The 24,818-nt window shown below is 69.0% G+C and carries 26 protein-coding genes; 13 read left to right on the forward strand and 13 right to left on the reverse strand.

The genetic code is table 11. The features are described from left to right. Position 1: 1 nt before the first annotated feature. The gene (locus ACFWNN_RS17655; RefSeq protein ID WP_382440980.1) at positions 2–508 is read right to left on the reverse strand and encodes a helix-turn-helix domain-containing protein; all 507 of its coding nucleotides are present in this window, start codon (positions 506–508) and stop codon (positions 2–4) included. An 81-nt stretch (positions 509–589) separates the two neighbouring features. Between ACFWNN_RS17655 and ACFWNN_RS17660 the strand changes: the two genes are divergently transcribed. After that, the gene (locus ACFWNN_RS17660; protein ID WP_382440981.1) at positions 590–1,423 is read left to right on the forward strand and encodes a zinc-binding alcohol dehydrogenase family protein; all 834 of its coding nucleotides are present in this window, start codon (positions 590–592) and stop codon (positions 1,421–1,423) included. Here the strand turns inward: ACFWNN_RS17660 and ACFWNN_RS17665 are convergent. Then, positions 1,407–2,468: a hypothetical protein gene (locus ACFWNN_RS17665; protein ID WP_382440982.1), complete on the reverse strand. Its 1,062-nt coding sequence runs from the start codon at positions 2,466–2,468 to the stop codon at positions 1,407–1,409. The two genes, ACFWNN_RS17660 and ACFWNN_RS17665, sit on opposite strands and share 17 nt — an antisense overlap. A gap of 43 nt (positions 2,469–2,511) precedes the next feature. Between ACFWNN_RS17665 and ACFWNN_RS17670 the strand changes: the two genes are divergently transcribed. Then, entirely contained in the window at positions 2,512–3,705 is a 1,194-nt protein-coding gene (locus ACFWNN_RS17670; protein ID WP_382440983.1) for an 8-amino-7-oxononanoate synthase, read from the forward strand. Here the strand turns inward: ACFWNN_RS17670 and ACFWNN_RS17675 are convergent. Next, positions 3,659–4,117 (reverse strand): GNAT family N-acetyltransferase, encoded by a 459-nt coding sequence (locus tag ACFWNN_RS17675; protein ID WP_382440984.1) that lies wholly within the window; start codon positions 4,115–4,117, stop codon positions 3,659–3,661. The genes ACFWNN_RS17670 and ACFWNN_RS17675 overlap by 47 nt on opposite strands. A gap of 13 nt (positions 4,118–4,130) precedes the next feature. Next, on the reverse strand, positions 4,131–4,865 hold the full coding sequence (locus ACFWNN_RS17680) for a serine protease (RefSeq protein WP_382440985.1): 735 nt from the start codon (positions 4,863–4,865) through the stop codon (positions 4,131–4,133). A gap of 148 nt (positions 4,866–5,013) precedes the next feature. Between ACFWNN_RS17680 and ACFWNN_RS17685 the strand changes: the two genes are divergently transcribed. Beyond that, entirely contained in the window at positions 5,014–5,622 is a 609-nt protein-coding gene (locus ACFWNN_RS17685) for a LysE family translocator (protein WP_382440986.1), read from the forward strand. A gap of 480 nt (positions 5,623–6,102) precedes the next feature. Here ACFWNN_RS17685 and ACFWNN_RS17690 read toward each other — a convergent pair whose 3' ends face one another. The 3 genes from ACFWNN_RS17690 to ACFWNN_RS17700 are packed head-to-tail and all read right to left on the reverse strand — an operon-like array spanning position 6,103 to position 8,662. Next, entirely contained in the window at positions 6,103–6,825 is a 723-nt protein-coding gene (locus ACFWNN_RS17690) for a S1 family serine peptidase (protein WP_382440987.1), read from the reverse strand. A 22-nt stretch (positions 6,826–6,847) separates the two neighbouring features. Further along, positions 6,848–7,624, reverse strand: coding sequence for a S1 family peptidase (locus ACFWNN_RS17695; protein WP_382440988.1), 777 nt, complete (start codon positions 7,622–7,624; stop codon positions 6,848–6,850). A 15-nt stretch (positions 7,625–7,639) separates the two neighbouring features. Beyond that, positions 7,640–8,662, reverse strand: coding sequence for a M48 family metallopeptidase (locus tag ACFWNN_RS17700; RefSeq protein ID WP_382440989.1), 1,023 nt, complete (start codon positions 8,660–8,662; stop codon positions 7,640–7,642). Between the two features lie 70 nt (positions 8,663–8,732). Here ACFWNN_RS17700 and ACFWNN_RS17705 point away from each other — a divergent pair, with 70 nt between their 5' ends. From ACFWNN_RS17705 to ACFWNN_RS17720, 4 genes are read left to right on the forward strand one after another with little or no spacing between them, the layout of a single operon-like run. Further along, a complete protein-coding gene (locus ACFWNN_RS17705) occupies positions 8,733–9,629 on the forward strand; it encodes an alpha/beta hydrolase (protein WP_382440990.1) in 897 nt (298 codons plus the stop codon). Positions 9,630–9,663: 34 nt separating this feature from the next. Further along, the gene (locus tag ACFWNN_RS17710; protein ID WP_382440991.1) at positions 9,664–11,538 is read left to right on the forward strand and encodes an ABC transporter ATP-binding protein; all 1,875 of its coding nucleotides are present in this window, start codon (positions 9,664–9,666) and stop codon (positions 11,536–11,538) included. After that, positions 11,535–12,170: a CatB-related O-acetyltransferase gene (locus ACFWNN_RS17715; RefSeq protein ID WP_382440992.1), complete on the forward strand. Its 636-nt coding sequence runs from the start codon at positions 11,535–11,537 to the stop codon at positions 12,168–12,170. Before ACFWNN_RS17710 ends, ACFWNN_RS17715 begins: the two co-directional genes overlap by 4 nt. Further along, positions 12,167–12,694 (forward strand): AAA family ATPase, encoded by a 528-nt coding sequence (locus ACFWNN_RS17720; RefSeq protein WP_382440993.1) that lies wholly within the window; start codon positions 12,167–12,169, stop codon positions 12,692–12,694. Before ACFWNN_RS17715 ends, ACFWNN_RS17720 begins: the two co-directional genes overlap by 4 nt. On the opposite strand, the gene ACFWNN_RS17725 is transcribed toward ACFWNN_RS17720, so the two are convergent. Then, positions 12,679–13,254, reverse strand: coding sequence for a hypothetical protein (locus ACFWNN_RS17725; protein WP_382440994.1), 576 nt, complete (start codon positions 13,252–13,254; stop codon positions 12,679–12,681). The two genes, ACFWNN_RS17720 and ACFWNN_RS17725, sit on opposite strands and share 16 nt — an antisense overlap. Positions 13,255–13,333: 79 nt before the next feature. Here ACFWNN_RS17725 and ACFWNN_RS17730 point away from each other — a divergent pair, with 79 nt between their 5' ends. Further along, positions 13,334–15,214, forward strand: a complete 1,881-nt coding sequence (locus ACFWNN_RS17730) for a patatin (RefSeq protein WP_382440995.1) — start codon at positions 13,334–13,336, stop codon at positions 15,212–15,214. Between the two features lie 121 nt (positions 15,215–15,335). Next, the gene (locus ACFWNN_RS17735) at positions 15,336–16,364 is read left to right on the forward strand and encodes a hypothetical protein (RefSeq protein ID WP_382440996.1); all 1,029 of its coding nucleotides are present in this window, start codon (positions 15,336–15,338) and stop codon (positions 16,362–16,364) included. On the opposite strand, the gene ACFWNN_RS17740 is transcribed toward ACFWNN_RS17735, so the two are convergent. Continuing rightward, positions 16,337–17,137 carry an SAM-dependent methyltransferase gene (locus ACFWNN_RS17740; RefSeq protein ID WP_382440997.1) on the reverse strand — a complete coding sequence of 267 codons (801 nt, stop codon included), beginning with the start codon at positions 17,135–17,137 and terminating at the stop codon, positions 16,337–16,339. The two genes, ACFWNN_RS17735 and ACFWNN_RS17740, sit on opposite strands and share 28 nt — an antisense overlap. An 82-nt stretch (positions 17,138–17,219) precedes the next feature. Here ACFWNN_RS17740 and ACFWNN_RS17745 point away from each other — a divergent pair, with 82 nt between their 5' ends. Both ACFWNN_RS17745 and lon read left to right on the forward strand, forming a co-directional pair. Beyond that, positions 17,220–17,930 (forward strand): hypothetical protein, encoded by a 711-nt coding sequence (locus ACFWNN_RS17745; protein WP_382440998.1) that lies wholly within the window; start codon positions 17,220–17,222, stop codon positions 17,928–17,930. Positions 17,931–18,007: 77 nt separating this feature from the next. Then, on the forward strand, positions 18,008–20,356 hold the full coding sequence (gene lon, locus ACFWNN_RS17750) for an endopeptidase La (protein ID WP_382440999.1): 2,349 nt from the start codon (positions 18,008–18,010) through the stop codon (positions 20,354–20,356). A gap of 70 nt (positions 20,357–20,426) precedes the next feature. Here the strand turns inward: lon and ACFWNN_RS17755 are convergent, their stop codons facing one another. The 4 genes from ACFWNN_RS17755 to ACFWNN_RS17770 all read right to left on the reverse strand — a co-directional run bounded on the left by ACFWNN_RS17755 (position 20,427) and on the right by ACFWNN_RS17770 (position 22,679). After that, a complete protein-coding gene (locus tag ACFWNN_RS17755; protein ID WP_382441000.1) occupies positions 20,427–20,903 on the reverse strand; it encodes a hypothetical protein in 477 nt (158 codons plus the stop codon). Between the two features lie 65 nt (positions 20,904–20,968). Next, a complete protein-coding gene (locus ACFWNN_RS17760; protein ID WP_382441001.1) occupies positions 20,969–21,439 on the reverse strand; it encodes a hypothetical protein in 471 nt (156 codons plus the stop codon). A 9-nt stretch (positions 21,440–21,448) separates the two neighbouring features. Next, on the reverse strand, positions 21,449–21,898 hold the full coding sequence (locus ACFWNN_RS17765; protein ID WP_382441002.1) for a hypothetical protein: 450 nt from the start codon (positions 21,896–21,898) through the stop codon (positions 21,449–21,451). Positions 21,899–21,908: 10 nt separating this feature from the next. After that, entirely contained in the window at positions 21,909–22,679 is a 771-nt protein-coding gene (locus ACFWNN_RS17770; protein WP_382441003.1) for a polysaccharide deacetylase family protein, read from the reverse strand. Positions 22,680–22,766: 87 nt separating this feature from the next. Here ACFWNN_RS17770 and ACFWNN_RS17775 point away from each other — a divergent pair, with 87 nt between their 5' ends. Both ACFWNN_RS17775 and ACFWNN_RS17780 read left to right on the forward strand, forming a co-directional pair. Beyond that, positions 22,767–23,294, forward strand: a complete 528-nt coding sequence (locus tag ACFWNN_RS17775) for a YbhB/YbcL family Raf kinase inhibitor-like protein (protein WP_382441004.1) — start codon at positions 22,767–22,769, stop codon at positions 23,292–23,294. A 99-nt stretch (positions 23,295–23,393) separates the two neighbouring features. Beyond that, positions 23,394–24,767: a mycothione reductase gene (locus tag ACFWNN_RS17780; RefSeq protein WP_382441005.1), complete on the forward strand. Its 1,374-nt coding sequence runs from the start codon at positions 23,394–23,396 to the stop codon at positions 24,765–24,767. Positions 24,768–24,818: the final 51 nt, after the last annotated feature.

Genomic DNA, 24,818 nt, shown 5'->3' on the forward strand with positions numbered 1-24,818 from the left:
ATCAAACCTCAGCCGCCAGCGTGTCGGCGAGCGAAATGACCCCCACCCGGATCTCCGCCGCCGTCATGCCCTGGGCCAGCAGGAACTCGATGTGCTCACCCCGCAGCACTGCCAGCACGGTGTGCGCTTTGAACGTCGAGCCGACCAGCCGGGCCAGGCGCTCGACCGTGATCGCGAAGTTGCCCTCGCAGCTGCGGACCGTCGTCCGTTCCACGGCGATGACCAGCGGCAACGACGCCAGCACGTGGTCGAAGAGCGTGCCGGCGAACTCTCCGGCGGAGCGGCACTCCAACGAAGCGGTCTGGATCCACGAGGCGGCCGTCTCGTCCACCACGGCGCCGACCAGGCCCGCCTTGTCCCCGAACCGGCGGAACACGGTGCCCTTGCCGACCCCGGCGGCGATCGCCACGTCGTCGACCGACACGGCGTCGATGCCGCGTTCACCGATCAACCGCGTGGCGGCGGCGAGGATCGCGGCCCGGTTGCGGGCGGCGTCGGCACGTTCCACGAGCTCTCCCTTGACACAAGCGGACTGATGGTCCGTATATTAGCAACCGGACCGGCGGTCCGCTTATCGAGGGGATGCGAGATGAAGGCAGTGCGGTTCCACGAGTTCGGCGGGCCCGGGGTGTTGCGGGTCGAGGAGGTGCCGGACCCCGTCGGCGAGACGCTCGTCGACGTCACCGCGATCGGCCTCAACTACGGCGAGACCGTGATCCGCCGGGGCAAGGGCAGGGAGCTCTTCCCGTGGTACCCGGGACCGAGCCTGCCCGCGGTGCTCGGCTCGGAAGTCGTTGGTACCACAGCGGAAGGCCGCCGCGTGATGGGTGTGCCACGCGACGGCGCCTACGCCACGAAGGCCGTCATCGAGCACCCGATCGACGTGCCCGACGACGTGAGCGACCACGAGGCGCTGGCGTTGCTGCTCCAGGGCACCACCGCGGTCGCGGCGGCCAGGGCGGCGAGGATCCGGCCGGGCGACCGGGTGCTGGTCGAGGCGGCGGCCGGCGGCGTCGGCACCCTGCTCGTCCAACTCGCGGAACGGGCGGGCGCGACCGTGCTCGCCGCGTCCAGCAAGGGCGGTCTCGGCTACGACTGGGACGACCTGGAGCCGGTCGACGTCGTGTTCGAGTCGATCGGCGGCGAGGTCGGGAGACGCGCGTTCGAGCTGCTCAAGGACGGTGTCGGGCGCATGGTCGTGTTCGGGTACGCCAGTGGCGAGCCGTTGGACGTGACGGCGAGCGACATCTTCCGCAAGGGCGTCGCGGTCCTGGGCCTCCCCCGCGACACGACCCCGGAGGAGGTGCTGAAGCTCGGTCTCCGGCCGTCCCTCGGCGAGGTCTACCGGCTGGACGAGATCGCGGCGGCACACGAGGCGCTCGAAGCCCGCACCACGCGGGGCAAGCTCATCGCGCGACCGTGACCGACTTCGGCGCGCGGAACGACAGCAGGTTCAGCCACTCCGGCCTCGGCCCTACCAGGTGCAACGACGGCTCGTGCCGAGCCACCGTCCGCAGGGTCACGGCGGCCTCCAGGCGGGCCAGGCCGGCGCCGAGGCAGAAGTGGCGGCCGTAGCCGAACGCCAGATGGCGCGGGTCGGTTTCCTTACCGCTCAACAACAACACGAGCTCCGCACCGGCCGGAACGCGCACACCGGACAGCACGACCTCCCGCGCGGTCAGCCGCCGCCACGTCACCACGGGCGTCTCGGTCCGCAGCACGTCCTCGACGAACGCCTCCGCGACGCCCGGCTCGGGCAGCCGCGCCCACAGCTCGCGGTCCTGCAACGCCCGGCGCAACGCCGTCGAGAGCAGCTGGGTCGTGGTCTCCTGGCCGGCGATCAGCAGGAAGTAGCAGAGACCGGCGGAGTCCTCCGCGGACACACCGGCGTCGGCCAGCGCGCAGAACAGCTCGCCGTCGCGGGCGTGGTAGCGCTTGATCAGCCACTGGTGGAAGTCGCCGACGTCGCCGACCAGCTCCAGCTGGCGGTCGCGGGTGATGTCGCCCCAGAAGAACTCCAGCGACCCCGAGCTCCAGCGCTTCAAAGTCGGTATGTCGACGTTGGGCAGGCCGAGCAGCTCCATCAGGACGATCGCGGGCAGGTCCCAGGCCAGGTCCCGCACGAGATCCGTACCACCCAACCGTTCCAAAACCAGTTCGTGAATGCGAGGCTCCGCAGCGGCAACGCGCGCGGCCGTGAAGAACGACGCCACGAGTCGCCGCAGGTCAGCGTGGGACTCCGACCCGTTGTTCGCGAGCGTCGGCGGGAGCGAGAAGCGCGCGCGGACCAGGGACCGCAGCGCCGCCGGAGCCACCGGTGTCACGGCGGTCAGCGCGTTGTCGGGCAGGTAGGTGACGGGATCGGCCAGCACGGCGCGCACGTCGTCGTAGTCGGACACCACCCAGCGCCCGCCGAGGAACTGCACCGGAGAGGTGAGTTCGGCGCGCGTGAAGGTGAACAGGTCCACGAGCGGCACGCTAGCGGGCAGATGGGAGACTCAGGCGGTGACCGTGAGCACAACTGAGGCGATTTCCAGTCCTGGTGAGTCGACGTTCGACTGGATCGACGTCCGCTCTGAAGCGCGAGCCAAGGCCGGTCTGACCCGGCGGTTGCGGCCGCGCACGTCGGACTCGACGGACCTCGACCTCGCGAGCAACGACTACCTCGGGCTCGCCAAGGACAAGCGCGTCGCCGGTGCCGCCGCTGCCGCCACGCTGAAGTGGGGTGCCGGTTCCACCGGATCGCGCCTGGTCACGGGCTCGACCGAGCTGCACGCCGAGCTGGAGTTCGAGCTCGCGAACTTCTGCGGCTCGCAGTCCGCGCTGGTGTTCAGCAGCGGCTACATGGCGAACCTCGCCGCGGTCACGGCGTTGTCCGGCCCCGGCACGGCGATCGTCGCCGACCAGCACATCCACGCGTCCCTGATCGACGGCACGCGGCTGTCGAAGGCCGACGTCGTCGTCGCGGACCACTGCGACGTCGGCAAGGTCCGGCACGCGCTGGAGACCCGAGGTAAGCGGCGCGCGATCGTCGTCACGGACTCGGTCTTCAGCGTCGACGGCGACATCGCCCCGTTGAACGAACTGCACGCCGTGTGCCGCGAGACCGGTGCGGCGCTGGTGGTGGACGACGCGCACGGCCTGGGCGTGGTCGGTCCCGGCGGCCGCGGCGCGGTGGCCGAGGCGGGTCTCATCAAGCAGCCGGACGTGATCACGACGCTGACGCTGAGCAAGTCGCTGGGCGCGATGGGCGGCGCGGTGCTCGGCCCGAGCCGGGTGATCAGGCACCTGATCGACACCGCGCGGCCGTTCATCTTCGACACCGGGCTCGCGCCGAGCAGCGCGGCGGCGGCCCTCGCGGCGATCAGGATCCTGCGCGAGGAGCCGGACCGTCCCGAGCGCGCGCTGACCGTGGCGCACGACCTGAGCAACCGCCTGAAGGAGGCCGGGTTCCAGGTCAGCACGCCGACCGCGGCCGTGGTGAGCGTGCGGGCGCCGGGGCCGGAGCAGGCGTTCCGGTGGGCCGAGACGTGCCGCACGAGCGGCGTGGTCGTCGGCTGCTTCCGGCCGCCGTCGGTGCCGGACCAGGTCAGCAGGCTGCGGCTCACCGCGCGCGCCGATCTGACCGAGGCCGACATCGAGCGCGCGGTGCGCGTGATCAGGGAGAGCGCCGCATCCGCAGGTGTGGAATCCCGTCCTCGATGAACTCGGCCCCTTCGGCCACGAACCCGAACGACGCGTAGAAGTCGGCGACGTACGTCTGCGCGTCGAGCACCGCCGGTGTGCTGCCGATGTCCGCGATCGCCGCCTGCATGAGCCGGCGGCTGTAGCCGCGGCCGCGGGCCATGCGCGCGGTGGCGACGCGGCCGATCCGGAGCGTGCCGTCGGGATCCTCGAGCAGCCGCAGGTACGCGAGCGGCTCGTGCGAGCCCTCGGCTTCCAGCCAGAAGTGCCGGGTGCCCTGGTGGAGGTCGCGGCCGTCGACGTCGGCGTAGACGCAGTTCTGCTCCACGACGAAGACGTCCTGCCGCAGTCGCAGGATCGCGTAGAGCTGGTCGGGGCTCAGGTCGAGGCCCCACTGCCGCCGCAGGGTGGCGGGAAACTGTGTGGTTCGCACCTGGTCGTGGATATCAGAAGCCCAGCGTCTGCCGGTAGTTCGCGAGCCGGGTGTAGACACCAGGTTCATCGGGCCGTGCGCAGCCGCGGCCGAACGACACAACGCCCGCGAGCCGGCCGCGCACCACGAGCGGCCCGCCCGAGTCGCCGGTGCACGCGTCCCGGCCACCCCGCCCGGCGCACAGCATCGCGCCCGGCCGGTAGTCGGGTTCCTTGAGCAGGCACTCGGAGTCGGACAGGATCGGCACCGTCACCTTGCGCAGCGACATGGCCGGCGGGACGTTCTCCGCCGTGCGCCCCCAGCCGAGCACCACGCCGTCGTCCCCGACCTCGCCGAGCGCGATCGTCCGGTAAGGCACCGGCTGCGCGAGCGTCAGCACCGCCACGTCGTCACCCTTGGTGACCTCGACGTAGTCCGGGTGCCGCCACACCGCCGACACGGCCGCGTCGACGCCCTCGGCCTTGTCGCGCAGGTCCGTGCGGCCCGCGACCACCCTGAGCTGCTCCGGCGGACGCTGGTTCTTGCCGAGCACGCCCTTGAGGGTCACGCAGTGAGCGGCCGTCATGACCTTGTCCGGGGCGACGAGCGCGCCGCCGCAGATCAGCTGACCGTCCGTGGTGGTGATCGCCACAACCCACGGGGTGTCCGCCACCCGCGCGGGTGTCCCCCCAACGATCGCATCGGCCGTCGTACCGCCGCTGACCAGCGCGATCACCGCTACCAGCACGGCAAGCCGCTTACCCCTCACGGACCACTCCTCGTTGCGCCAGGTGGACGATCGGTCACCAACGGTAGCGATCGCGCTAGGACGGCGTCAAAACCGGAGATTCTCGTGCTAAGTTTCCATCTGGCCGGAGATTTTGCGGTCAGTGGCGTAGATCACGGGGGTATGTACGGTGTTGTTCGACTTCGGCCAGGTTCCGGCCTTCCTCATCGCGTGCGCGGTCGTCATCGTGACCCCCGGCGTGGACGCGTTCCTGCTCCTGCGCACGTCACTGCGGTCGGGGACGCGCGCGGGGCTGCTGGCTTTGGGTGGGATTCACTCCGCGGCGGCTGTGCAGGTGCTGGTCGTGATCTCGGGGCTCGGGGTGGTGCTCGCCCGGTATCCGATGGTGTTGACGGCGCTGCGGTGGGTCGGCGCCGGGTATCTGCTCTACCTGGCGGTTTCCATTGCGCGCGGGCTGATTCGGCGTGGCGGTGAGGAGCCTGAGGAGGTCGCTGGTGCGCGGCCGTTCCGGCAGGGGTTCCTGACCAACATCACGAACCCGAAGATGATCCTGTTCTCGTTGGCGTTCCTGCCACAGTTCATCGGATCGGGTGAACCGGTGGCGCAGCTCGCTCTGCTCGCTGTTGTGTTTCTCGGGCTGGCGGCTGTGTGGGAGCTGATGATCGTGCTGGCGGCTTCTTCGGTGGCCGGGCGGTTGAAGCGGCCTGGGGTTTCCACCGCGCTGGATGCGGTTTGTGCTGCGGCGTTCTTGACGATGTCGGTCGGGTTGGTTCTGTAGTTCTGTAGTTCTGGCGGGCTGGTCGCGTTCCAGCGGGGTTGGTCGCGTTCCACACTTCGTCTTCCGTTGCGAGGGTGCTTGCGCGGGTCTCGACGAAAGACCTGGGGTGTGCGATTGGGGCTTGACTTCGGGGCCCTTGCGAGGCGCTGGTCGGCCGGAAAGGCCGGGCTGAAAAGCGCCCGGCCGAGCTCGAGAAGCTAGCACCTCGCACCCAAAGTCAAGCCCCAATCGCCTTGAGCGGTGGAACCGGCTCTGTGGCGGGCATCAGCCCGTTCGGGCTCGCCTTCGGCTTCGCTTGCCAGGCTTCGTAGGTGGTTGGGGTGCGTTGACGGCTGTCCGGTTGGCACCGCGCGCCGGGCCAAGACGGTGGTCGGCTTGCGTTGACGACTGCGGTTTCGTCGGACTGTCAGACCTCGTCGGTACGTTGGGTCGCGGGGGAGCTTGAGTGCGAGGGGACCCTTGCGTCAGCCTGCGCGCGGGTCAGTTCGGGGTCAGGTACGTCGTGATGCGGGTGTAGACGCCCGGTGCGTTCGGGCGGGCGCAGCCGATGCCCCACGAGACGATGCCTGCCAGCCTGCCGTTCACCACGAACGGGCCGCCGGAGTCGTCCACGCAGGCGTCGATGCCTCCGTCGGGGTAGCCCGCGCAGAACATGGCTTCCGGGTCGTAGCGGGCGTAGGTCGCGGCGCACTGGTGGTCCGGCCAGATCGGGACGGAGGCCTTGTGCAGCAGCGGGCTCTTGTTCTGGTCGATCTCCGACTGGCGGCCCCAGCCGTAGACGGTGCCCACGGTTCCCGGCATGTACACGGTTGGCTCGGCCAGCGGGAGTGCCTGATGTGGGAGCGGGGCGGTCAGGGTCAGGAGGGCCACGTCCTTGCCTCGTGACGGGGTCAGGTAGCCCTCGGCCAGTTGGTAGGACTTGCCCGTGGTGGTCGAGCCTGTGGCCGTGGTCAGGTCCAGTCGTCCGGCCACGACCCTGATCGAGGCGGGCTCCCGGCCCTGGACGCAGTGGGCCGCTGTGGCGACCTGGTCGGGGGCGAGGAGTGCGCCGCCGCAGAACTGGTGGCCCGACTCCGTTGTCAGGGCCACCGTCCAGGGGGCTTCGGTCGTGGTGGTCACGACTTCGCCGCCGACGATTCTCGGGGTGGCTTGTGCCGGGGTCGCCGTGATCAGCAGCAGGAGCAGAACCGCCGGCAGTCGCATGGGTTCAGGAGTACCGGGGTGGTCAGGGCGCTACAACTCCAGGCGGGGAAGCGTCCACCACCGAGTGAAGGTCCTTGGCGTAGCGGGCGATGCGGACGTATACGCCCGGCTTGTTCTTGCGGGCGCAGCCTTCGCCCCAGGAGGTGACGCCGACGAGTTTGCCGTCGGCCACGATCGGGCCGCCCGAGTCGCCCTGGCAGGTGTCGATCCTGCCGCCCTCGTAGCCCGCGCAGAACATGTCGGTCCGCTGGAACTGCGGGTAGGTGTCCACGCAGTAGCTGTCGGGGAGGACCGGGACGGTGGCCTGCATGAGGTAGCGGGAGGTCTTGCCGTTCTCGGTGGTGCGGCCCCAGCCGAGGGCCCGGAGGTCGGTGCCCGGCTGGTAGAGGGCGCGATCCGTCAGTTCGGCTAGTGGGAGCGGGGTGTACGGCAGGTCGTCCTTGAGGGTCAGGACGGCCACGTCCTCGCCCTCGTCCGCGGAGACGTACTGCTTGTGGATCCAGATGTCGGTGACCTTGGCTTCCACGCCGGACTGGCGGTCCAGCTTGTCCTCGCGGCCCGCGATCACCTGGACCTCGCGCGGTGCCCGGCCGATCGCGCAGTGGGCCGCGGTGAGGACCTTGCGCGGGGCGACGATCGTGCCGCCGCAGAACTGCAGGTCGCGGTCGTCGGTGAGGTAGACGGCCCACGGGTTGGCCTTGATGGACGCCCGCTCGCCGCCGACGACCTGCTCGTCGGCGGCGGCGGTGCCCGTTGAAGCGAGCAGAGCGGAGAGAACCAACACCAGGAGTCGTCTCATGACTCCAGATGGTAGCTACTCCGCTGAGCCGTTCGGAGCAACCTTGCTCCAGAGCTTGCCGGCGGCGCCCATGACCGACTCGCCGATGTCGTTGATCGTCTTGATCAGCGGGTCGGCGGAGTTGTTCATGGACTCCTTGTACGACTTGGCGGCGCCCTTGATGTCGTCGGTCAGGTTCGTCGTCGGCCGGTCGTCCTCGCGGCGCGGGTACGTGCCGGTGAGGATCTCGCGGTACTCCTCGCTCGCCGACCAGCGCTGCAGCTCGGCCGCCCGCACCACGACCAGCGGGTGCGTGCGGTGCTCGGTGTGCAGGAGCTTGAGGAGGCTGTCGCGGATGTCCTCGACCTCCTCGTACTCCTTCGCCTGAGCGAGGAACGACGCGATGTCGACCTGGCCGCCGAGGTCGCCCGCGAGCGCGAGGTGCGTGCGCAGCGCGGCCTGCGGGTCCTGGCAGGCCAGCAGGCCCGCCCGGTCGCAGGAGAGCTCGGTCTTGCGCTGCCACTCGCGCAACGCCGCGATGACCGCGCGCATCGCGATGGCGCCCGCGGGCACCCACGCGAACGACGTGGTCAGGTCGATGAGCCGGCGCAACAGCGTGTTGTACAGCGCGTGGCCCGACATCGCGTGGCCCATCTCGTGACCGATCAGGAAGCGCAGCGACTCGTTGTCGAGCAGGTCGACCGCGCCGGTGCTGATCACGATGAACGGCTTGTCGATGCCGTAGGTGTAGCCGTACGCCTGCGCGTTGCGCTCGACGAAGAGCTCGGGCACCTCGGCGAGGTCGAACGTCGCCGCCACCTCGTTGCGGATGCGGTCGAGCGTCGGGTACTGCTTGGGGCCGACCCGGACGGAGGACGCGACCTGCAGCAGGCGCTCCCCGCGTTCGGTGAAGGCTCCGGCGACCGCCTTGAGGATCGGTGCCACGGCGGGCACCGCCCTCAGCACCGCGAGGGCGCCTCGGTCGGCAGGATGCTCATAGGCGCGTGGGCTGATGCCCGGGAACCGCACCCTCGATGACTGCTCAATATCCCCCGTCACACCATCCAGGTTAGACACGATCCGGACAAGGCTGCACGGAATCGGCTCCAGACCGTTGCAAACTTGCGCGGTGAGCAGCGACGAAGACACCACGGTCCTCCCCCTGCGCGGCGGCGCCTCAGCCACTCTGGTCCGCCGTCGTGCGGTCGCCAACGACCGCGGCGCGATCCTCTACGTGCACGGTTTCGCGGACTACTTCTTCCAGGAGCACGTGGCCGAGCACTACGCGGCCCAGGGCTACGACTTCTACGCCGTGGACCTGCGCGGTTACGGACGGTCGCTGCGCGACGGCGAGCTGCCGAACTACACGACCGACATCACCGTGTACTTCGAGGAGATCGACGCGGCGATCGCGAAGGTTCGTGAAGAGCACTCACGTGTGGTGCTCATGGGTCACTCGACCGGTGGACTCACCACGTCGTTGTGGGCGCACGAACGGCGTTCCAGCGACCTCATCGACGCGTTGGTGCTCAACAGCCCGTGGCTCGACGTCGTCGAACCGCCGCTCGTGCGGCAGATCGTGAAGGTGCTGGGTGGTGTCGCGCCGAAGGTGAAGATCCGCGCGAACCTCGGCGAGGCGTACGGGGCGGCGATCCACAACTCGCGCAACGGCGAGTGGGACTTCGACCTGAAGTGGAAGCCGCTGGCGGGCTTCCCGGTGCTCGCCGGGTGGATCCGGGCCGTGCTGCTGGGCCAGGAGAAGGTCCACAAGGGACTCGACGTGCGCGTGCCCGTCCTGGTGCTGCACTCCGACAAGAGCATGTTGAACGCCAAGGAGTGGAGCGAGGACGTGTCGAAGGCCGACGCCGTCCTCGACGTCGAGGGCATGCGCAAGTGGGGCCCGAAGATCGGATCATCGGTCAAGGTGGTGGAGATCAAGGCGGGCATGCACGACCTGTTCCTGTCGCCTGCGCCAGTGCGTGCGGCGGTCTTCGCCGAGGTCGACGAGTTCCTGAAAACGGCTTGACCTCGTTGTAGGTCGAGGTTCGAGACTGGGCGTCATGAACATCGACTTCAACGCCTGGTACGCGCTCGAAAGCGCGATGCAAGACGAGAAGAGCCGCCGCGTGAGCCGGGCGACGTTGAAGCGTGTCGCCCGGTTCGCACGGCCGCAACGCCGTGCCGTGTACGGACTTCTGGCTACCTCGGCGGTGGCCGCGGTGCTCGCGGTGGCGTCGCCGGTGCTCGCCGGCCGGGTGGTCGACACGATCATCGGTGGCCGCGACTTCGGTCTGGTGGTGTGGCTGGCGCTCGCGATCGCCGGCGTGGCGGTGCTGGAGGCCGGGTTCTCGCTGGCCGAGCGGTGGCAGTCGTCGCGGGTCGGCGAGGACCTGATCCTGCGGCTGCGGCAGGCCGTCTTCGACCACGTGCAACGGATGCCGATCGCGTTCTTCACCCGCACGCGCACCGGAGCGTTGGTGTCGCGGCTGAACAACGACGTGATCGCGGCGCAGCGGGCGTTCTCCGAGACGATCTCCGGGGTGGTCACGAACGTGATCGCGCTGGTGCTGACCCTGGCCGTGATGCTGACGCTGTCGTGGCAGGTCACGGTGCTCGCGATGGTCCTGTTGCCGATCTTCCTGATTCCCGCGCGGCGGATGGGCAAGCGCTTGGCGTCCATGCATCGCGAGGCCGCGAACCTCGACTCGATGATGACGACGCAGATGACCGAACGGTTCTCGGCTCCCGGCGCCACCCTGATCAAGCTGTTCGGGCGTCCGGCGTTGGAGAGCGCGGAGTTCGGTGCGCGCGCTCGGCGCGTGCGGGACATCGGCGTGCGGACGGCCGTGGCGCAGTGGTTGTTCCTCGTCGCGTTGACGCTCGTGTCGTCGTTGGCGCTGGCGTTGGTCTACGGGCTGGGTGGCTGGTTCGTGTTCCAGGGGCAGATGGCGCCGGGCACGATCGTGACGCTGGCACTGCTGCTGACGCGGCTCTACGCGCCGTTGACGGCGTTGGCGGGCGCACGGGTGGACGTGATGACGGCGCTGGTGTCGTTCGAGCGGGTCTTCGAGGTGCTGGACCTACCGCCGTTGATCAAGGAGAAGCCGGAGCCGGCCGCCGTGCCGGACGGTCCGGTGCAGGTCGAGTTCTCGGACGTGAAGTTCGCCTACCCGTCTGCGGACAAGGTGTCGCTCGCGTCGCTGGAAGAGGTGGCCTCGCTCGACACCCGTGGTGGCGAGGAGATTCTCGGTGGGGTGTCCTTCACCGCCGAACCGGGTTCGCTGATCGCACTGGTCGGCGCGTCGGGTGCGGGCAAGTCGACGATCGCCTCGCTGGTCCCCCGGCTGTACGACGCGGACTCCGGCACGATCCGGCTGTCCGGTGTGGACGTTCGCGACCTGTCTTTCGACTCGATCCGCGAGACCGTGGGCATGGTGACGCAGGACGGGCACCTGTTCCACGAGTCGATCGGCGCGAACCTCCGGCTGGCCGCGCCCACCGCGACCGACGAGGAGATCTGGGACGCGCTCGGCCGGGCCCGGCTCGCGGACCTCGTGTCGTCGTTGCCGGACCAGTTGGACACCGTCGTCGGCGAGCGCGGCTACCGTCTTTCCGGCGGCGAACGCCAACGGCTGACGATCGCGCGGCTGCTGCTGGCCAAGCCGCGCGTGGTGATCCTGGACGAGGCCACCGCGCACCTCGACTCGCGGTCGGAGGCGGCGGTGCAGGAGGCGTTGGTCGAGGCGCTGGCCGGACGGACGTCGCTGGTCATCGCGCACCGGCTGTCGACCATCCGCGCGGCGAACCAGATCCTCGTCGTCGACGCCGGTCAGATCGTCGAACGTGGTACGCATGAAGCGTTGCTGGCCAAGGAGGGCCACTACGCCAAGCTGTACCGCACTCAGTTCAGCGAAGAGCCGATCGGAGCACCGTGACGATTCCCTCGCCCGACAACCTCTACCCGTTGCCGGACTACGCGCGCACGGTGCTTTTGAAGCCGTTGGTGAAGAACCCGCAGATCGAGATCGGCGAGTACACCTACTACGACGATCCGCACCACGCCACGGAGTTCGAGCAGCGCAACGTCCTCTACAACTTCGGGGCGGAGAAGCTGGTCATCGGGCGGTACTGCGCGCTGGCGGAGGGCGTCCGGTTCATCATGTCCGGCGCCAACCACAGCATGGCGGGCGTGTCGACGTTCCCGTTCACGATCTTCGGCGGCGTGTGGGGCGAGAAGACCCTCGACATCGCGCTGGGGGCGCCTTCGAGGGGCGACACGGTGGTCGGCAACGACGTGTGGATCGGCTACAACGCGCTGATCATGCCGGGCGTGCGGATCGGCAACGGGGCGATCATCGCGGCCGGATCCGTTGTGGTGTCGGACGTTCCGGCGTACGGCATCGTGGGCGGCAACCCGGCTTCGCTGATCAAGAAGCGGTACTCCGACGCCGACGTCGAGCTGCTGGAACGCATCGCGTGGTGGGACTGGCCGGTCGAGAAGGTGACCGAGCACGTCCGGGTGATCATGTCCGGCACTCCCGCCGAACTGGCCTCGGTGGCTGGGTGAAGGCGCTGCTGATCACCGGTCCGGTGGGCGTGGGCAAGACGTCCGTCGCCGAAGCCGTCGGCGACCGGCTGTCCGGGGTCGGGGTGCCGCACGCGGTGATCGACCTCGACTGGCTGTCCGCCTGCTGGCCGCCGCCGCCCGACGACCCGTTCCACTTCGAGCTGCAGCTGCGCAACCTGGAAGCCGTGGTGCGCAACTACGTCGAGGTGGGTGTGCAGCGGATCGTGCTCGCGGGCGTGGTGGAGAGCCGGGAGGAACGCGCCCGCTACGCCTCGGTGATCGGCGGCAAGCTCAACGTGTGCCGACTGAAGGCCGACCTGCCGGTGATCCGCGAACGGCTCGCGCGACGGCACCAGGGCGACGCCGACCTGCGGTGGCACGTCGAACGCGCCGAGGAGCTGGAACGGCAGTACACGTCGTCGTGGGTCGAGGACTACGTGGTGCGGGCCGACCAGCCCGTGACCGAGGTGGCGGAGGACGTCATCTCGTGGTGGCTGGCGGTGGAACGTCAGCCGCTGAACTGAGCGAAGACGCGCTGCACGACGGCGAGGTCGACCGGCTCTTCGTAGTAGTCCTGCGCCCACTTCCGGTACGCCTCTGGCGTGCCATCGGCCAGCAGGGCGAACAGCCAGCCGGCCCCGTCGTCGCCGTCCTCCGGGAAGTCGATCTCCCCGTGCCGCCAGGACGTGTCGCCGTGTTCGCGCCACAGGCACACGGTCAGGAACGGCATGTCGAACTCATCGGAGAACGCCGGCTCTTCCACGCACTTGCGGAACACCTCGGGCACGGAGTCGAGAACGCCCGGCCACGGCTCCTCGTCATCGTTGGCGTACGGGCTCATCGGCGACTCGTGGTCGAACCCGCGCACAAACGCTCCCGCGGCCGTGAACACGATGTCGTACTCGTTGCCCGCACCGTCCCGCATGGACGCCATCTCCTCGCCTGGCGCCCATGCGTCGTTGTACTGGTGGTACGGGTAGTCGCTGTCGGGGTCCAGCACGGCGTCCAGCGCGGCCAGCGCACGACAGAGCGCGCGCAACTGCGGGATGTCGGGCAGGCTGCGGGCGACGTCGTACGCGGTCATGCCCGTCATCCAAGCAGTCGTTCTCGGCGTCCGAGTGAACTTCGCTGACTAATGCGTCTGATCGCGCGATCATCAGCGCATGGAGTACGACCGCTACTGCGACCTGACCATGCGGGGCGGCACGACCAGCGGTGTCGTCTACCCCCTCGCGGTCGCCTCGCTGGCCCGCCACTACGAGTTCAAGCAGATCGGCGGCGCGTCCGCCGGGGCGATCGCGGCAGGATTCACCGCCGCCGCCGAACGGGGACGCGGCAGAGGCGGGTTCGACAAGCTCGCCGGGCTGATCGACTGGTTCACATCCGGCGAGGGCGCCGAGCGGTGGCGGATGGCGCAGCTGTTCCAGCCCGCCGAGAAGACGCGTGCGTTGTATCGGATCGTGGTGGCGTCCATGCAGAAGCGCGAGACCACGGGTCGTAGTGCGATCACGTGCCTGTTCTTCGCTTTGCTGGGTGCGGTCGGGTTGCGGGCCAAGGCCGTGCTCGGGTTGATGGCGTTGCTGTGGCTCGGTGGGCCGGTGCTGTACTCGGCGTGGCTCGCGCCGTCGGGGTATCCGGGGTGGCTCGCGGTCGGTGTGACCGTGGTGGCGTTGGCATGCCTGGTGATCGTGCTGTGGCCGTTGCGGTCGAGTTTGCCTTGGCCCGCGGCGGTTTTCGCGTTGGTGCCGTTGGTGCTCGGGCTGGCGTTCTCCCAGCACTACGCGACGGCGGCGATCGTGCTGCTCGTGTGGCTGGTGCTGACGTTGGCGGCCGTGAGCGCGTTGATCGTCACGTACGGGTACGCGATGCAGCGGTTCCTCAAGGACAACGCGCGGTCCATCCACTTCGGACTCGTGCCGGGAACCGGCGACTACCGGCCGTCGTGGCTCGACCGAAGGGCGGGCGTGCCGGCCTCCACCGGGGTGCCGCCGCTGGCCGACTGGATCGCCGACCGGCTGGACGACCTCGCGGGCACGGAAGAGGCGTTGACGTTCGGCGATCTCGGGGACATCAACCTCGTGCTGATGACCACCGACCTGTCCGAGGGGCGGCCGTACCGCTTGCCGTTCAAGGAGGAGTGGCAGTACTGCGAGGAGTGTCTCGGGTACGTGCTGCCGGGCCGCGTGGTCGAACAGCTCGACGGGGCGCCCCAGGCGGAGAAGTGCCCGCTGCACGAGCGCATGCCGTTGCGCGCGCTGCCCGACCGCGACCGGCTGCCGGTCGTGCTCGCCGTGCGGATGTCGCTGTCGTTCCCCGGCCTGATCGCCGCCGTGCCGCTCTGCCGCGACGGCAGGGTGCACTGGTTCTCCGACGGCGGCATCACCAGCAACTTCCCGATCCACTTCTTCGACGCGCTGCTGCCGCGCTGGCCCACGTTCGGCCTGAGCCTGCAGCCCTACCCGCCCGGCGACACGAACGACGTCTGGCTGCCGGAACAGGACGCCTCGACCTCGGGCACGCACTACGCGGCGCTGAACTCGATGCCGCGCTTCCTGGTGTCCATCCTGGACACCTTCCTCGACTGGCGCGACACCATGCAGTCCGCGCTCCCCGGCTACCGCGGCCGCATCGCGCACGTCCGGCAGTCCGACGACGAGGGCGGCTCGAACCTCTTCATGCCACCGGACACCATCAGGCGGCTGGCGTTGCGCGGGCAGAAGGCGGGCGACCTGCTGCGCGAACGGTTCGAACAGCAGCGGAACACCGACCGCTACCGTTGGATCCGCCTGCGCATGGCCCTGCGCGAGTACCAGGAGCTCGGCGTGCAGGCCGCCGACCGCGAGGCGTTGTACGACGACCTGCTGGAGCGGTTCCAGATCCCGGCCGAGCTGCACGAGTGGTTCCGCACCCCGCCGGCCGACGGCGACCCGTTCCGCGACGGCATCGAGGTGGCGCTGGACCACGTCGGACGGCTGAAGGACGACGGGCCGTTCGACGGCGTGCCGCCAGTGGACCCGGATTTGCGGCTGACACCGCCCGAGTAGCCGCGCTAGCCTGGCTGTGTGAAGCGATTTAGCCACCCCCGACCTGCGTGGGTGGCGCGCGCCTGAAATTCCCGTCGGTCGGGGGACTCCGCACCCCACACCGACCAGAACGGGAATCCTCATGTACCGCACCGAAGAACTCGTGCACGCCCTGAACGTCCGCGACCTCACCGATCCCGCGCAGGGCCCGCACGCGCTCCAACTCCTGATCGACGATCTCAGTCAGGTCCTGCACAACCCGCAGACCGTCCGCCACCACCCGGTGGTGCCCGTGGAGCACAACTACGAGCTCCTCGGCTATCCCGAAGACGCGGTGACCAGGGAAGCCCGCTACACCAGGTACGTCAGCGAGACGTGCATGCTGCGCAGCCACACGTCGGCGATGATCCCGCCCGCGCTCAGGCACGCCACCCCGGACGTCACGCTGCTCTGTCCCGGCGTCGTCTACCGCCGCGACACCGTCGACCGCCTGCACACCGGCACGCCCCACCAACTCGACGTCTGGCGCATCAGCACGAACGAGGAACCGCTGGACGACCTCATCCACGGCGTCGTCACGACCCTGTTGCCCGGCAAGCGTTATCGCACGATCGACGCCGTGCACCCGTACACGACGCACGGCAAGCAGATCGACGTGGAGCACAACGGCGAGTGGGTGGAGATCGGCGAGTGCGGGAAGGCCGCGCGGCACGTCCTCAAACACCACCCGCACGGCCTCGCGATGGGACTGGGGCTCGACCGCGTCCTGATGCTGCGCAAGGAGATCCCGGACATCCGCCTGCTGCGCAACGAGGACCCGCGCATCGCCACCCAGATGCTGGATCTGAGCCCCTACCGGCCGATCTCCAGGCACCCGGCCGCCATCAGGGACGTCTCGATCATGGCGAACGACCACGACGACGTCGAGACGCTCGGCGACCGCATCCGCGCGCTGGTACCCGAGGACGTCGTCGAGGAGATCGCGATCCTCAGCGAAACGAGAACCGAGGACCTACCGCAGCACGTCCGGGAACGGCTGAACGCCGCACCCGGTCAGAAGAACGTGCTCCTCCGCGTGACGATGAGGGCGCCGGAACGCACCCTCACCGACCGCGAGACCAACGAGATCAGGGACAGGCTGCTTCAGCGCTTGCGGCCGACCGCGCCGTAGATGCCCACGTTGGCCTCGTCGAAGGAGTCCGGGCGCCAGTCGTTGACCGCGACGACGCCCGGCTCCAGCAGGTCCATGCCCTCGAAGAACCTGGTCACCTCGGCGTGCGTGCGCATGGTGAGCTTGTTGTCCGAGTTGCTGTAGATCTTCGCGACCTCGCGCGCCTCGGCCAGTTCCTCGTCGTTGAGGCTGTCCCAGGTGGCGTGCGTGATGGCGAGGTGCGAGCCGGCCGGCAGCTCGGACATGTACTCGGCGATGGCCTCGTACGGGCTGTCGGCGTCCGAGATGAAGTGCAGCGCGGCGATGATCAGGACGCCGACCGGGCGGCTGAAGTCGAGGGTCTCGCGGGCACCGGCGAGGACCGTCGAGGTCGCGCGCAGGTCGGCGAGGATGGCGTTGGCGTTGGGGTTGTCGGCCAGCAGCGCGTTGCTGTGCGAGACGGCGACCGGTTCGAAGTCGACGTAGACCACACGGGCGTCCGCGTTGTCGTGCTGGGCGATCTCGTGGACGTTGCCCACGGTCGGGATGCCGGAGCCCAGGTCGAGGAACTGGTCCACGCCCTGCGTCATCAGGTGGCGGACGACCCTGCGCAGGAACGAGCGGTTCGCCTGCGCGCTCTGGGCGACGCCGGGGAAGATCGATTCCACCTGCTTCGCCGCGGCACGGTCGGCTTCGAAGTTGTGCGAGCCACCGAGGTAGTAGTCGTACATCCGCGCCACGCTCGGGCGCGTGACGTCGACCGTGGACGGGACCCACTTCAGCTCTTCCTTCACGTGCGCATCCTCCGTCGTCGCCGCACGGGTGTCCACCGCCACACATCCGAACCGGAATGGTTTCGGTCACGTGCTAGGAACCATGCACTGCACCACCGCTGACCGCCACGCGAGGTTCCGCCTTCTCAGGGAACGCTCGCCGGTGCACTTCGACGCCGACATCGGTGGCTGGTGCATCACTCGTTACGACGACGTACTCACAGTGCTCGACCTGGAGTCCGGTCACCCGGAACCGTTACCCAGACGGACCATCGCGCACGCCGTGAAGCTCGCCAGGCCGGTGATCACGCTGATCACGCTCGAGGTGCTCGACGCCGACGACGCCACGTTCGCGCGGTCCGTCGCGGCCACGGCGGCCGAGGCGTTCACGCTCGCGCACGGCGTGGAGGCGTTCGCCGAGCCCGCCCTGGCGACCACCCGGGCGTTCCTCACCAACGCCTTGCACGCCCTCCAAGACCACCCCGATCAGGCGACGCTGCTGCGGAACCAGCCCGAGCTCGCCAAGGACGCCGTCGAGGAACTGCTGCGGTTCGACACCCCGATCGCGATCGCCCCGCCTCGCCGGACGCCCCGTGCCCTCGTGCTGAGCGGGCGTGCGGTCGAGGCGGGCGAGACGCTCCTGCCGTTCGTCGCGGCGGCCAACCGGTGCTCGGTGAAATTTCCCGGCGGCGACCGTCTCGACCTGCGACGCAAGCCCGTGGGCGTGCTGTCCTCGTGCCCGACGAGCACCGCGCTGGCCCGCGTCACCGGCGAGATCGCGCTGGTCAGACGCCTGAAGGCCACCGCTCGCTGAGAGCGAACACGGCAGGGGGAACACCGGCAGACTCCAGTTGGTTGAGCGGTACAGACTCAACTTTGGAGGATGACGAGATGGGCGAAACCCTGGCCCTGCCGGTTCTGCCGCTGGACGACGTCGTGGTGCTTCCCGGCATGGTCGTGCCGATCCGCATCTCCGGTGCGGACGCGAGCGCCGAGGCCCGTGCGGCCGTAGACGCCGCCACGACCGCCGCAAATCATCAAGTGCTGCTCGTCCCACGGCTGGACGGGAAGTACGCGGCAGTGGGCACGCTGGCCGAGATCGAGCAGGTGGGCCGTCTGCCCGGTGGCGAACGCGCCGCCGTCGTGCGCGGCACCAAGCGCGTGCGCATCGGCACGGGCACCACGGGGCCGGGCGCGGCGCTGTGGGTGAACGCGACGATCGCCGACGACTCGCCGATCACGGACCGGACCCGCGAGCTCGCCAAGCAGTACCGCGCGCTCGTGACGAACATCCTGCAGACGCGCGGCGCGTGGCAGATGGTCGACTCGGTGCAGCAGATCACCGACCCGTCCGCACTCGCGGACCTCGCGGGCTACGCCTCGTACCTCGACGAGAAGCAGAAGATCTGGCTGCTGGAGACGAGTGACGTCACCGAGCGGCTGGAGAAGCTGGTCGAGTGGGGTCAGGCGCACCTGACCGAGCTCGACGTCAACGAGACGATCGCGAAGGACGTCAAGGAAGGCGTCGAGAAGCAGCAGCGGGAGTTCCTGCTGCGCCAGCAGATGGCCGCGATCCGCAAGGAGCTGGCCGAGCTCGACGGCAAGCCGGCGACCGAGCAGGACGACTACCGCGCTCGCGTCGAGGCGGCGGACCTGCCGGAGAAGGTCGCGAAGGCGGCCCTCGCCGAGGTCGACAAGCTGGAGCGCACCTCCGAGCAGTCGCCCGAGGTGGGCTGGATCCGGACGTGGCTCGACACCGTTCTCGAGATGCCGTGGAACGAGCGGACCGAGGACTCCTACGACATCAAGGCGGCGCGCGAGATCCTCGACGCCGACCACGCGGGCCTCGACGACGTGAAGCAGCGCATCACGGAGTACCTGGCCGTGCGCAAGCGCCGGGCCGACCGCGGCATGGGCGTGGTGGGCGGACGTCGTTCCGGCGCCGTGCTCGCGCTGACGGGCCCTCCCGGCGTCGGCAAGACGTCGCTCGGTGAGTCCGTGGCGCGCGCGATGGGCCGCAAGTTCGTGCGGGTCGCTCTGGGCGGCGTGCGTGACGAGGCCGAGATCCGCGGTCACCGCCGCACGTACGTCGGCGCGTTGCCGGGCCGGATCGTCCGGGCGATCAGCGAGGCCGGTTCGATGAACCCGGTCGTGCTGCTCGACGAGATCGACAAGGTCGGTTCGGACTACCGCGGCGACCCCACGGCGGCGTTGCTCGAGGTGCTGGACCCGGCGCAGAACCACACGTTCCGCGACCACTACCTGGAGGTCGAGCTCGACCTCTCGGACGTCGTGTTCCTCGCGACCGCGAACGTCCTGGAGTCGATCCCGGCGCCGTTGCTCGACCGCATGGAGCTCGTCCAACTGGACGGGTACACCGAGGACGAGAAGGTCACGATCGCCAGTGGCCACCTGCTCCCCCGCCAGATCGAACGCGCCGGCCTCACCCCCGAGGACGTGACGTTCGAGAAGCCCGCGCTGCACCAGCTCGCGAGCGAGTACACGCGGGAAGCCGGTGTGCGGCAACTGGAACGCGCGCTGGCCCGGATCCTGCGCAAGGTGACCGCCAAGGTGGCTTTGGGCGAGTCCGAGCTCCCGATCGTGGTCGACCAGCCGTCGCTGAAGGGCTACATCGGCAGCCCGAAGAACACGCCCGAGTCGGCGGAACGGACCTCGGTGCCCGGCGTGGCAACGGGTCTGGCCGTCACGGGGGTCGGCGGCGACGTGCTGTTCATCGAGGCCTCGCTGGCCCCGAAGGACACCGGCTCGACCGGCGTCACGCTCACCGGTCAGCTCGGTGACGTGATGAAGGAGTCCGCGCAGATCGCGTTGTCCTACCTGCGGTCGCACGACCAGAAGGCCGCGGCGCTGGCCGACCGGGGAGTGCACATCCACGTCCCGGCGGGCGCGGTGCCGAAGGACGGGCCGTCGGCGGGCGTCACGATGACGACGGCGCTGGCGTCGCTGCTCTCGGGCCGCCCGGTGCGCTCGGACGTGGCGATGACGGGCGAGATCTCGCTGACCGGGCGGGTGCTGCCGATCGGTGGCGTGAAGCAGAAGCTGCTGGCCGCTCACCGTGCGGGCATCACGACCGTGTTGCTGCCTCAGCGCAACGAGCCGGACCTCGACGATGTGCCGGAGTCGGTGCGTGAGCAGCTGACGGTGCACTTCGTCTCGGACGTGGCCCAGGTGCTGGAGCACGCACTCTCGAAGGAGACCGTCGCGACCGTTGCGGCGTAACGGTTTCCTCGCATAGACCCCTCGTGGGGGCAGTAGCGGCGACTGCTGCCCCCACGAGGCTTTTTCGTTTCTAGAGACCGACGTCGATGACGAGCCTGTTCGGGCTCGTCAGCGTGAACACCCGGTGCCACGACGCGGTGTTGCTGTAGCCGACCGCGATTCCCAGCGTGGCCTCGAAGTCACACGTGAGCGCGACCCCGCGGATGTTGCTCAGGCCGGGCGTCGCGAAGTTCCGCGAGCCGGTGTACGTCAGGTTTCCGTTGTCGTCATGGGCGGCCGCACCGATCACCGTGACCGCGAGGATCTCGTTGACCTGCCCGCCGGCGACCGTGATCGGGTTGCCGGAAGCGCAGTGCGCGATGCTCGTGACCTCGCTGACCCGGTGTTCGGACGGCAGCCCGGACAGGTCGAGCACGACGCGGCTGAAGCCGTTGTGCTGCCCCGTCCTGATGTCCGACAGCGTGGCCGTGCCCTGCGCCGACGCCATCGGCGCCAGCGTGAACACGGCCAGCGCTGCCACCAGCACCGCGACCAGACGTCTGTTCATCTTCGGCCCCCTCTCCAGGGCTTCCTGCGACACCCTGAAGACGTGTGACCTGGAGCACAGTTGCGTCAGTACGAGTAGATGTCGATGACGACCCGGTCGGGGTTGGTCAGCGTGAACACCTTGTGCCACGAGTTCGGGTTGTCGTACGAGACCGCGATGCCGAGCGTCGCCTCGAAGTCGCACGTGATCGCGACGCCCTTGACGTTGGTCAGCCCCTGCGGGACGAAGTTGCGCGGTCCCGTGTACGTCGGGTTGAAGTTCTCGTCGTACGAGGCGGCGCTGAAGAACATCGTCTCCAGGATCTCGTTGCCCGCCAGCGGAACCGGGTTGTCGGAGGCGCAGTTCGAGACCTCGGTCGCCTCGCGGGACAGCGAGTTGCTCGGCAGCCCGTTCAGGTCCAGCACGATCCGTTCGAAGTTCTCGTGCTTGCCGGTGCGGATGTTCGTGAGCTCCGCGTGCCCGCTCGCCGACGCCACCGGCACCACCGTGAACACGGCGGCCACCGCGAGCAGGACCGCTCCGATTCGCTTCTTCACTTGAGCCCCTCAGTTGTTGTCGAAGTCGATGACGACGCGGCTCGGGTTGTCCAGGAACGAGACCGTGTACGCGCGGTTCGTGCCCGCGTAGCCGATCCCGAAGCCCAGATGCGCCTCGAAGTCGCACGTGTTCGTGACGCTGCGGACCTTCTTGAGGCCGGGCGTGGTGAACGAACGCTGCCCGGTGTAGCCGTGCGCGTTGGCGGGCTGCATGGTGATCTCGACGAACTCGTCGCCGGCCGCGTCGATCTCCTTGCCGGACCCGCAGTGGTACAGCTCGGACGTGCGGCCGTGCGTGACGCTCGGCCGAGGCCCGGTGAACTCGAACACGACCCGGTCGAACGCCGGGTGCTGCCCGGTCCGGATGGCGGCCAGCTCGTTCCCCTCGGCCGCCACCGCCGCCGGTACGACGCTCATCGCCATCCCCACGGCGACGAGCACTGCTGCGATTCGCTTCATCTTTCCCCCTCTACCCCAGGAAGTCCTCCAGCGGCACCGGGGTCAGCCCGTCCTGCTTCGCCCGGTTCAGGAACGCCGTGAAGTCCTCCACGAACGTGGTGCGGAAGTGCATCAGCACGATGTCGCCCTGGTTGAGCCTGTCGCCCTGCTGGAACTGCACGCGCCCGTCGTTGACGGCGGCCGTCCAGTTGACCAGCGCCTTGAAGCCGCAACTCGCGGCCGCGTGCCGGGTCGTCGAGTCGTAGTTGCCGAACGGCGGCCGGAACAGCGTGGGCCGCTTCCCGTAGTCCGCCGCCAGGAAGTCCGCGTTGCCGCAGATCTCGTGCTTCTGGAACTCGAGTCCCTTGCCCAGCAGGTTGGGGTGGTTCGTGGTGTGGCTGTGCACCGTCACCGGCAGCTGCTTGAAGTAGTCCTTGTGGCCCTCGGCGTACTTGGTGTTGAGGAACACCGACGGCCACACCCCGGCCTCCATCATCAGCTCACGGGCCTTCGGGTGCTGCACCGCGCCGTCGTCGATCGTGATGAACACGTACGGCTTGTCCGTCGCGATCTTCGTGACGACGGGGACCATCCCGTCCACGATCGCGGGCGCCTTCGCCTGCACCGTCCCGTACGGGTAGGGCGGCTCGAACATGCGCTTGGGCCGCTCCTGCGTGGTCGTGGTGACCGGCGGGTTGGACGTGGTCAGCACGGGCCCACCGCTCTGCTCACCGGGCGCGTCCGCACACGACACCACCCCGGCAACCAGCAAAAAGGCAGCAAAAAGCCGCAACCTGGACATCAAAATCCCCCTCCACGCGAAAGACGTCGCGCAGGCCCCCATGGTTGCACGGGACTAGGGTCGAACTGATCACAAGAGGAGGACTCCATGAGCCTTGAGCGCCCAGTCGCACCCGACCCCTACCTGCTGCTCCCCGCAGCAGGCACCTTCACCGTCACCTCGACGGACGTGCGCGACGGCGAACAGCTCCCCGACGCCCAGGTCTTCGAAGGCGGCAACACCTCGCCCCAACTCTCCTGGTCCGGTTTCCCCGCGGAGACCCGCAGCTTCACCGTCACCTGCTACGACCCGGACGCCCCCACCCCCTCGGGTTTCTGGCACTGGGTGGCGGTCAACGTCCCCGTCACCACGACCCAATTGGACACCGGCGCGGGCGCCTCCGACGCCACACTTCCGGGTGACGCCTTCCACGTGCGCTCCGACTACAGCACCCGCGCGTTCGGCGGCGCCGCCCCGCCCAAGGGCGACCAGCCGCACCGCTACTACTTCGTGGTGCACGCCGTGGACGTCGACAAGCTGGACGTGGACGCCGACGCGTCCCCGGCGGTCGTGAGCTTCAACCTGGCCTTCCACACCCTGGCCCGCGCGATCATCACCCCGACCTACCAGCACTGAGGCCCGGTGGGGTCCCGGCCCGGGGCCCCACCGCCTCCGTAAGGCCCACGTAATCCCCGCCACGGAACACAACCACCGCCGAAATGGTTGGATCCACACGTGAGGCACTTCGACCTGGTCATCATCGGCACCGGCTCCGGCAACAGCATTCCAACGGACGCCATGGCAGGCTGGCAGATCGCCATCCTGGAAAAGGGCACCTTCGGCGGCACCTGCCTGAACGTGGGCTGCATCCCCACCAAGATGTTCGTCCACACCGCGGACCAGGCGGCGGCCCCGGCCAACGCCAAGAAGCTGGGCGTGGACGCGCACACGGACGCCGTCCACTGGCCGGAGATCCGCGACCGGATCTTCAACCGGATCGACCCGATCGCCGAAGGCGGCCGCAACTGGCGCGCCAACGAGAACGAGAACGTCACGGTCTACGAAGGCACGGCCCACTTCATCGACGCCCACACCATCGACACGGGCACCGGCGAGACCATCACCGCCGACCGGGTCGTGCTCGCCGCGGGCAGCCGCCCGACGATCCCGGCCATCGCGGACCTGGACACCACCGGCTACCACACCAGCGACACGATCATGCGCCTCGACGAGCTGCCCGAGAGCCTGATCATCGTCGGCAGCGGCTTCATCGCCTCGGAGTTCGCGCACGTCTTCAGCAGCTTCGGCGTGAAGGTCACCCTGATCGCGCGCTCGAACCTGCTGCTGCGCCACGAGGACCTGGAGATCGCCGAGCGCTTCACCGAGATCGCCCAGGACAAGTGGAACGTCCTGCTCAACCGCAAGACCACGCGCGCCGAGAAGACCGAGACCGGTGTCAGGCTCCACCTGGAGGGCCCGAACGGCGAGGAAACCGTTGAGGCGCACCAGCTCCTCATCGCGGTGGGCCGGCAGCCGAACAGCGATCTGCTCCAGACCAAGAACGCCGGCATCGACCTGCACGCGGACGGCCGCGTCAAGGTCGACGAGTTCCAGAAGACGAGCCAGCCGCACATCTTCGCGATGGGCGACATCAGCTCGGAGCACCAGCTCAAGCACGTCGCGAACCACGAGGCGCGGGTCGTGCAGCACAACCTGCTGCACCCGGACGACCAGATCCGCTCCGACCACCGGTTCGTGCCGGCCGCCGTGTTCTCCAGCCCGCAGATCGCGAGCGTCGGGCTGACCGAGGAACAGGCCAAGGAGAAGGGAATCCGGTACGTCACCGCGAGCCAGGCCTACGCGTCCATCGCGTACGGCTGGGCCATGGAGGACACGACCGGGTTCGCCAAGCTGATCGCCGACCCGGCCACCGGGCAGATCCTGGGCGCGCACATCATCGGGCCGCAGGCGTCGACGGTGATCCAGCCGTTGATCCAGGCGATGAGCTTCGGGCTGGACGCGAAGACCATGGCGCGCGGGCAGTACTGGATCCACCCGGCGATGCCCGAACTGGTCGAGAACGCGCTCCTCAGCCTCCAGCTGGACTGAAGGCCTTAAACGACAGGGACTTCCGCCGCTGCCGAAAACGGCGAAGACCAA

The sequence above is a fragment of the Lentzea sp. NPDC058450 genome (genome assembly GCF_042721395.1).
GTDB lineage: Bacteria > Actinomycetota > Actinomycetes > Mycobacteriales > Pseudonocardiaceae > Lentzea.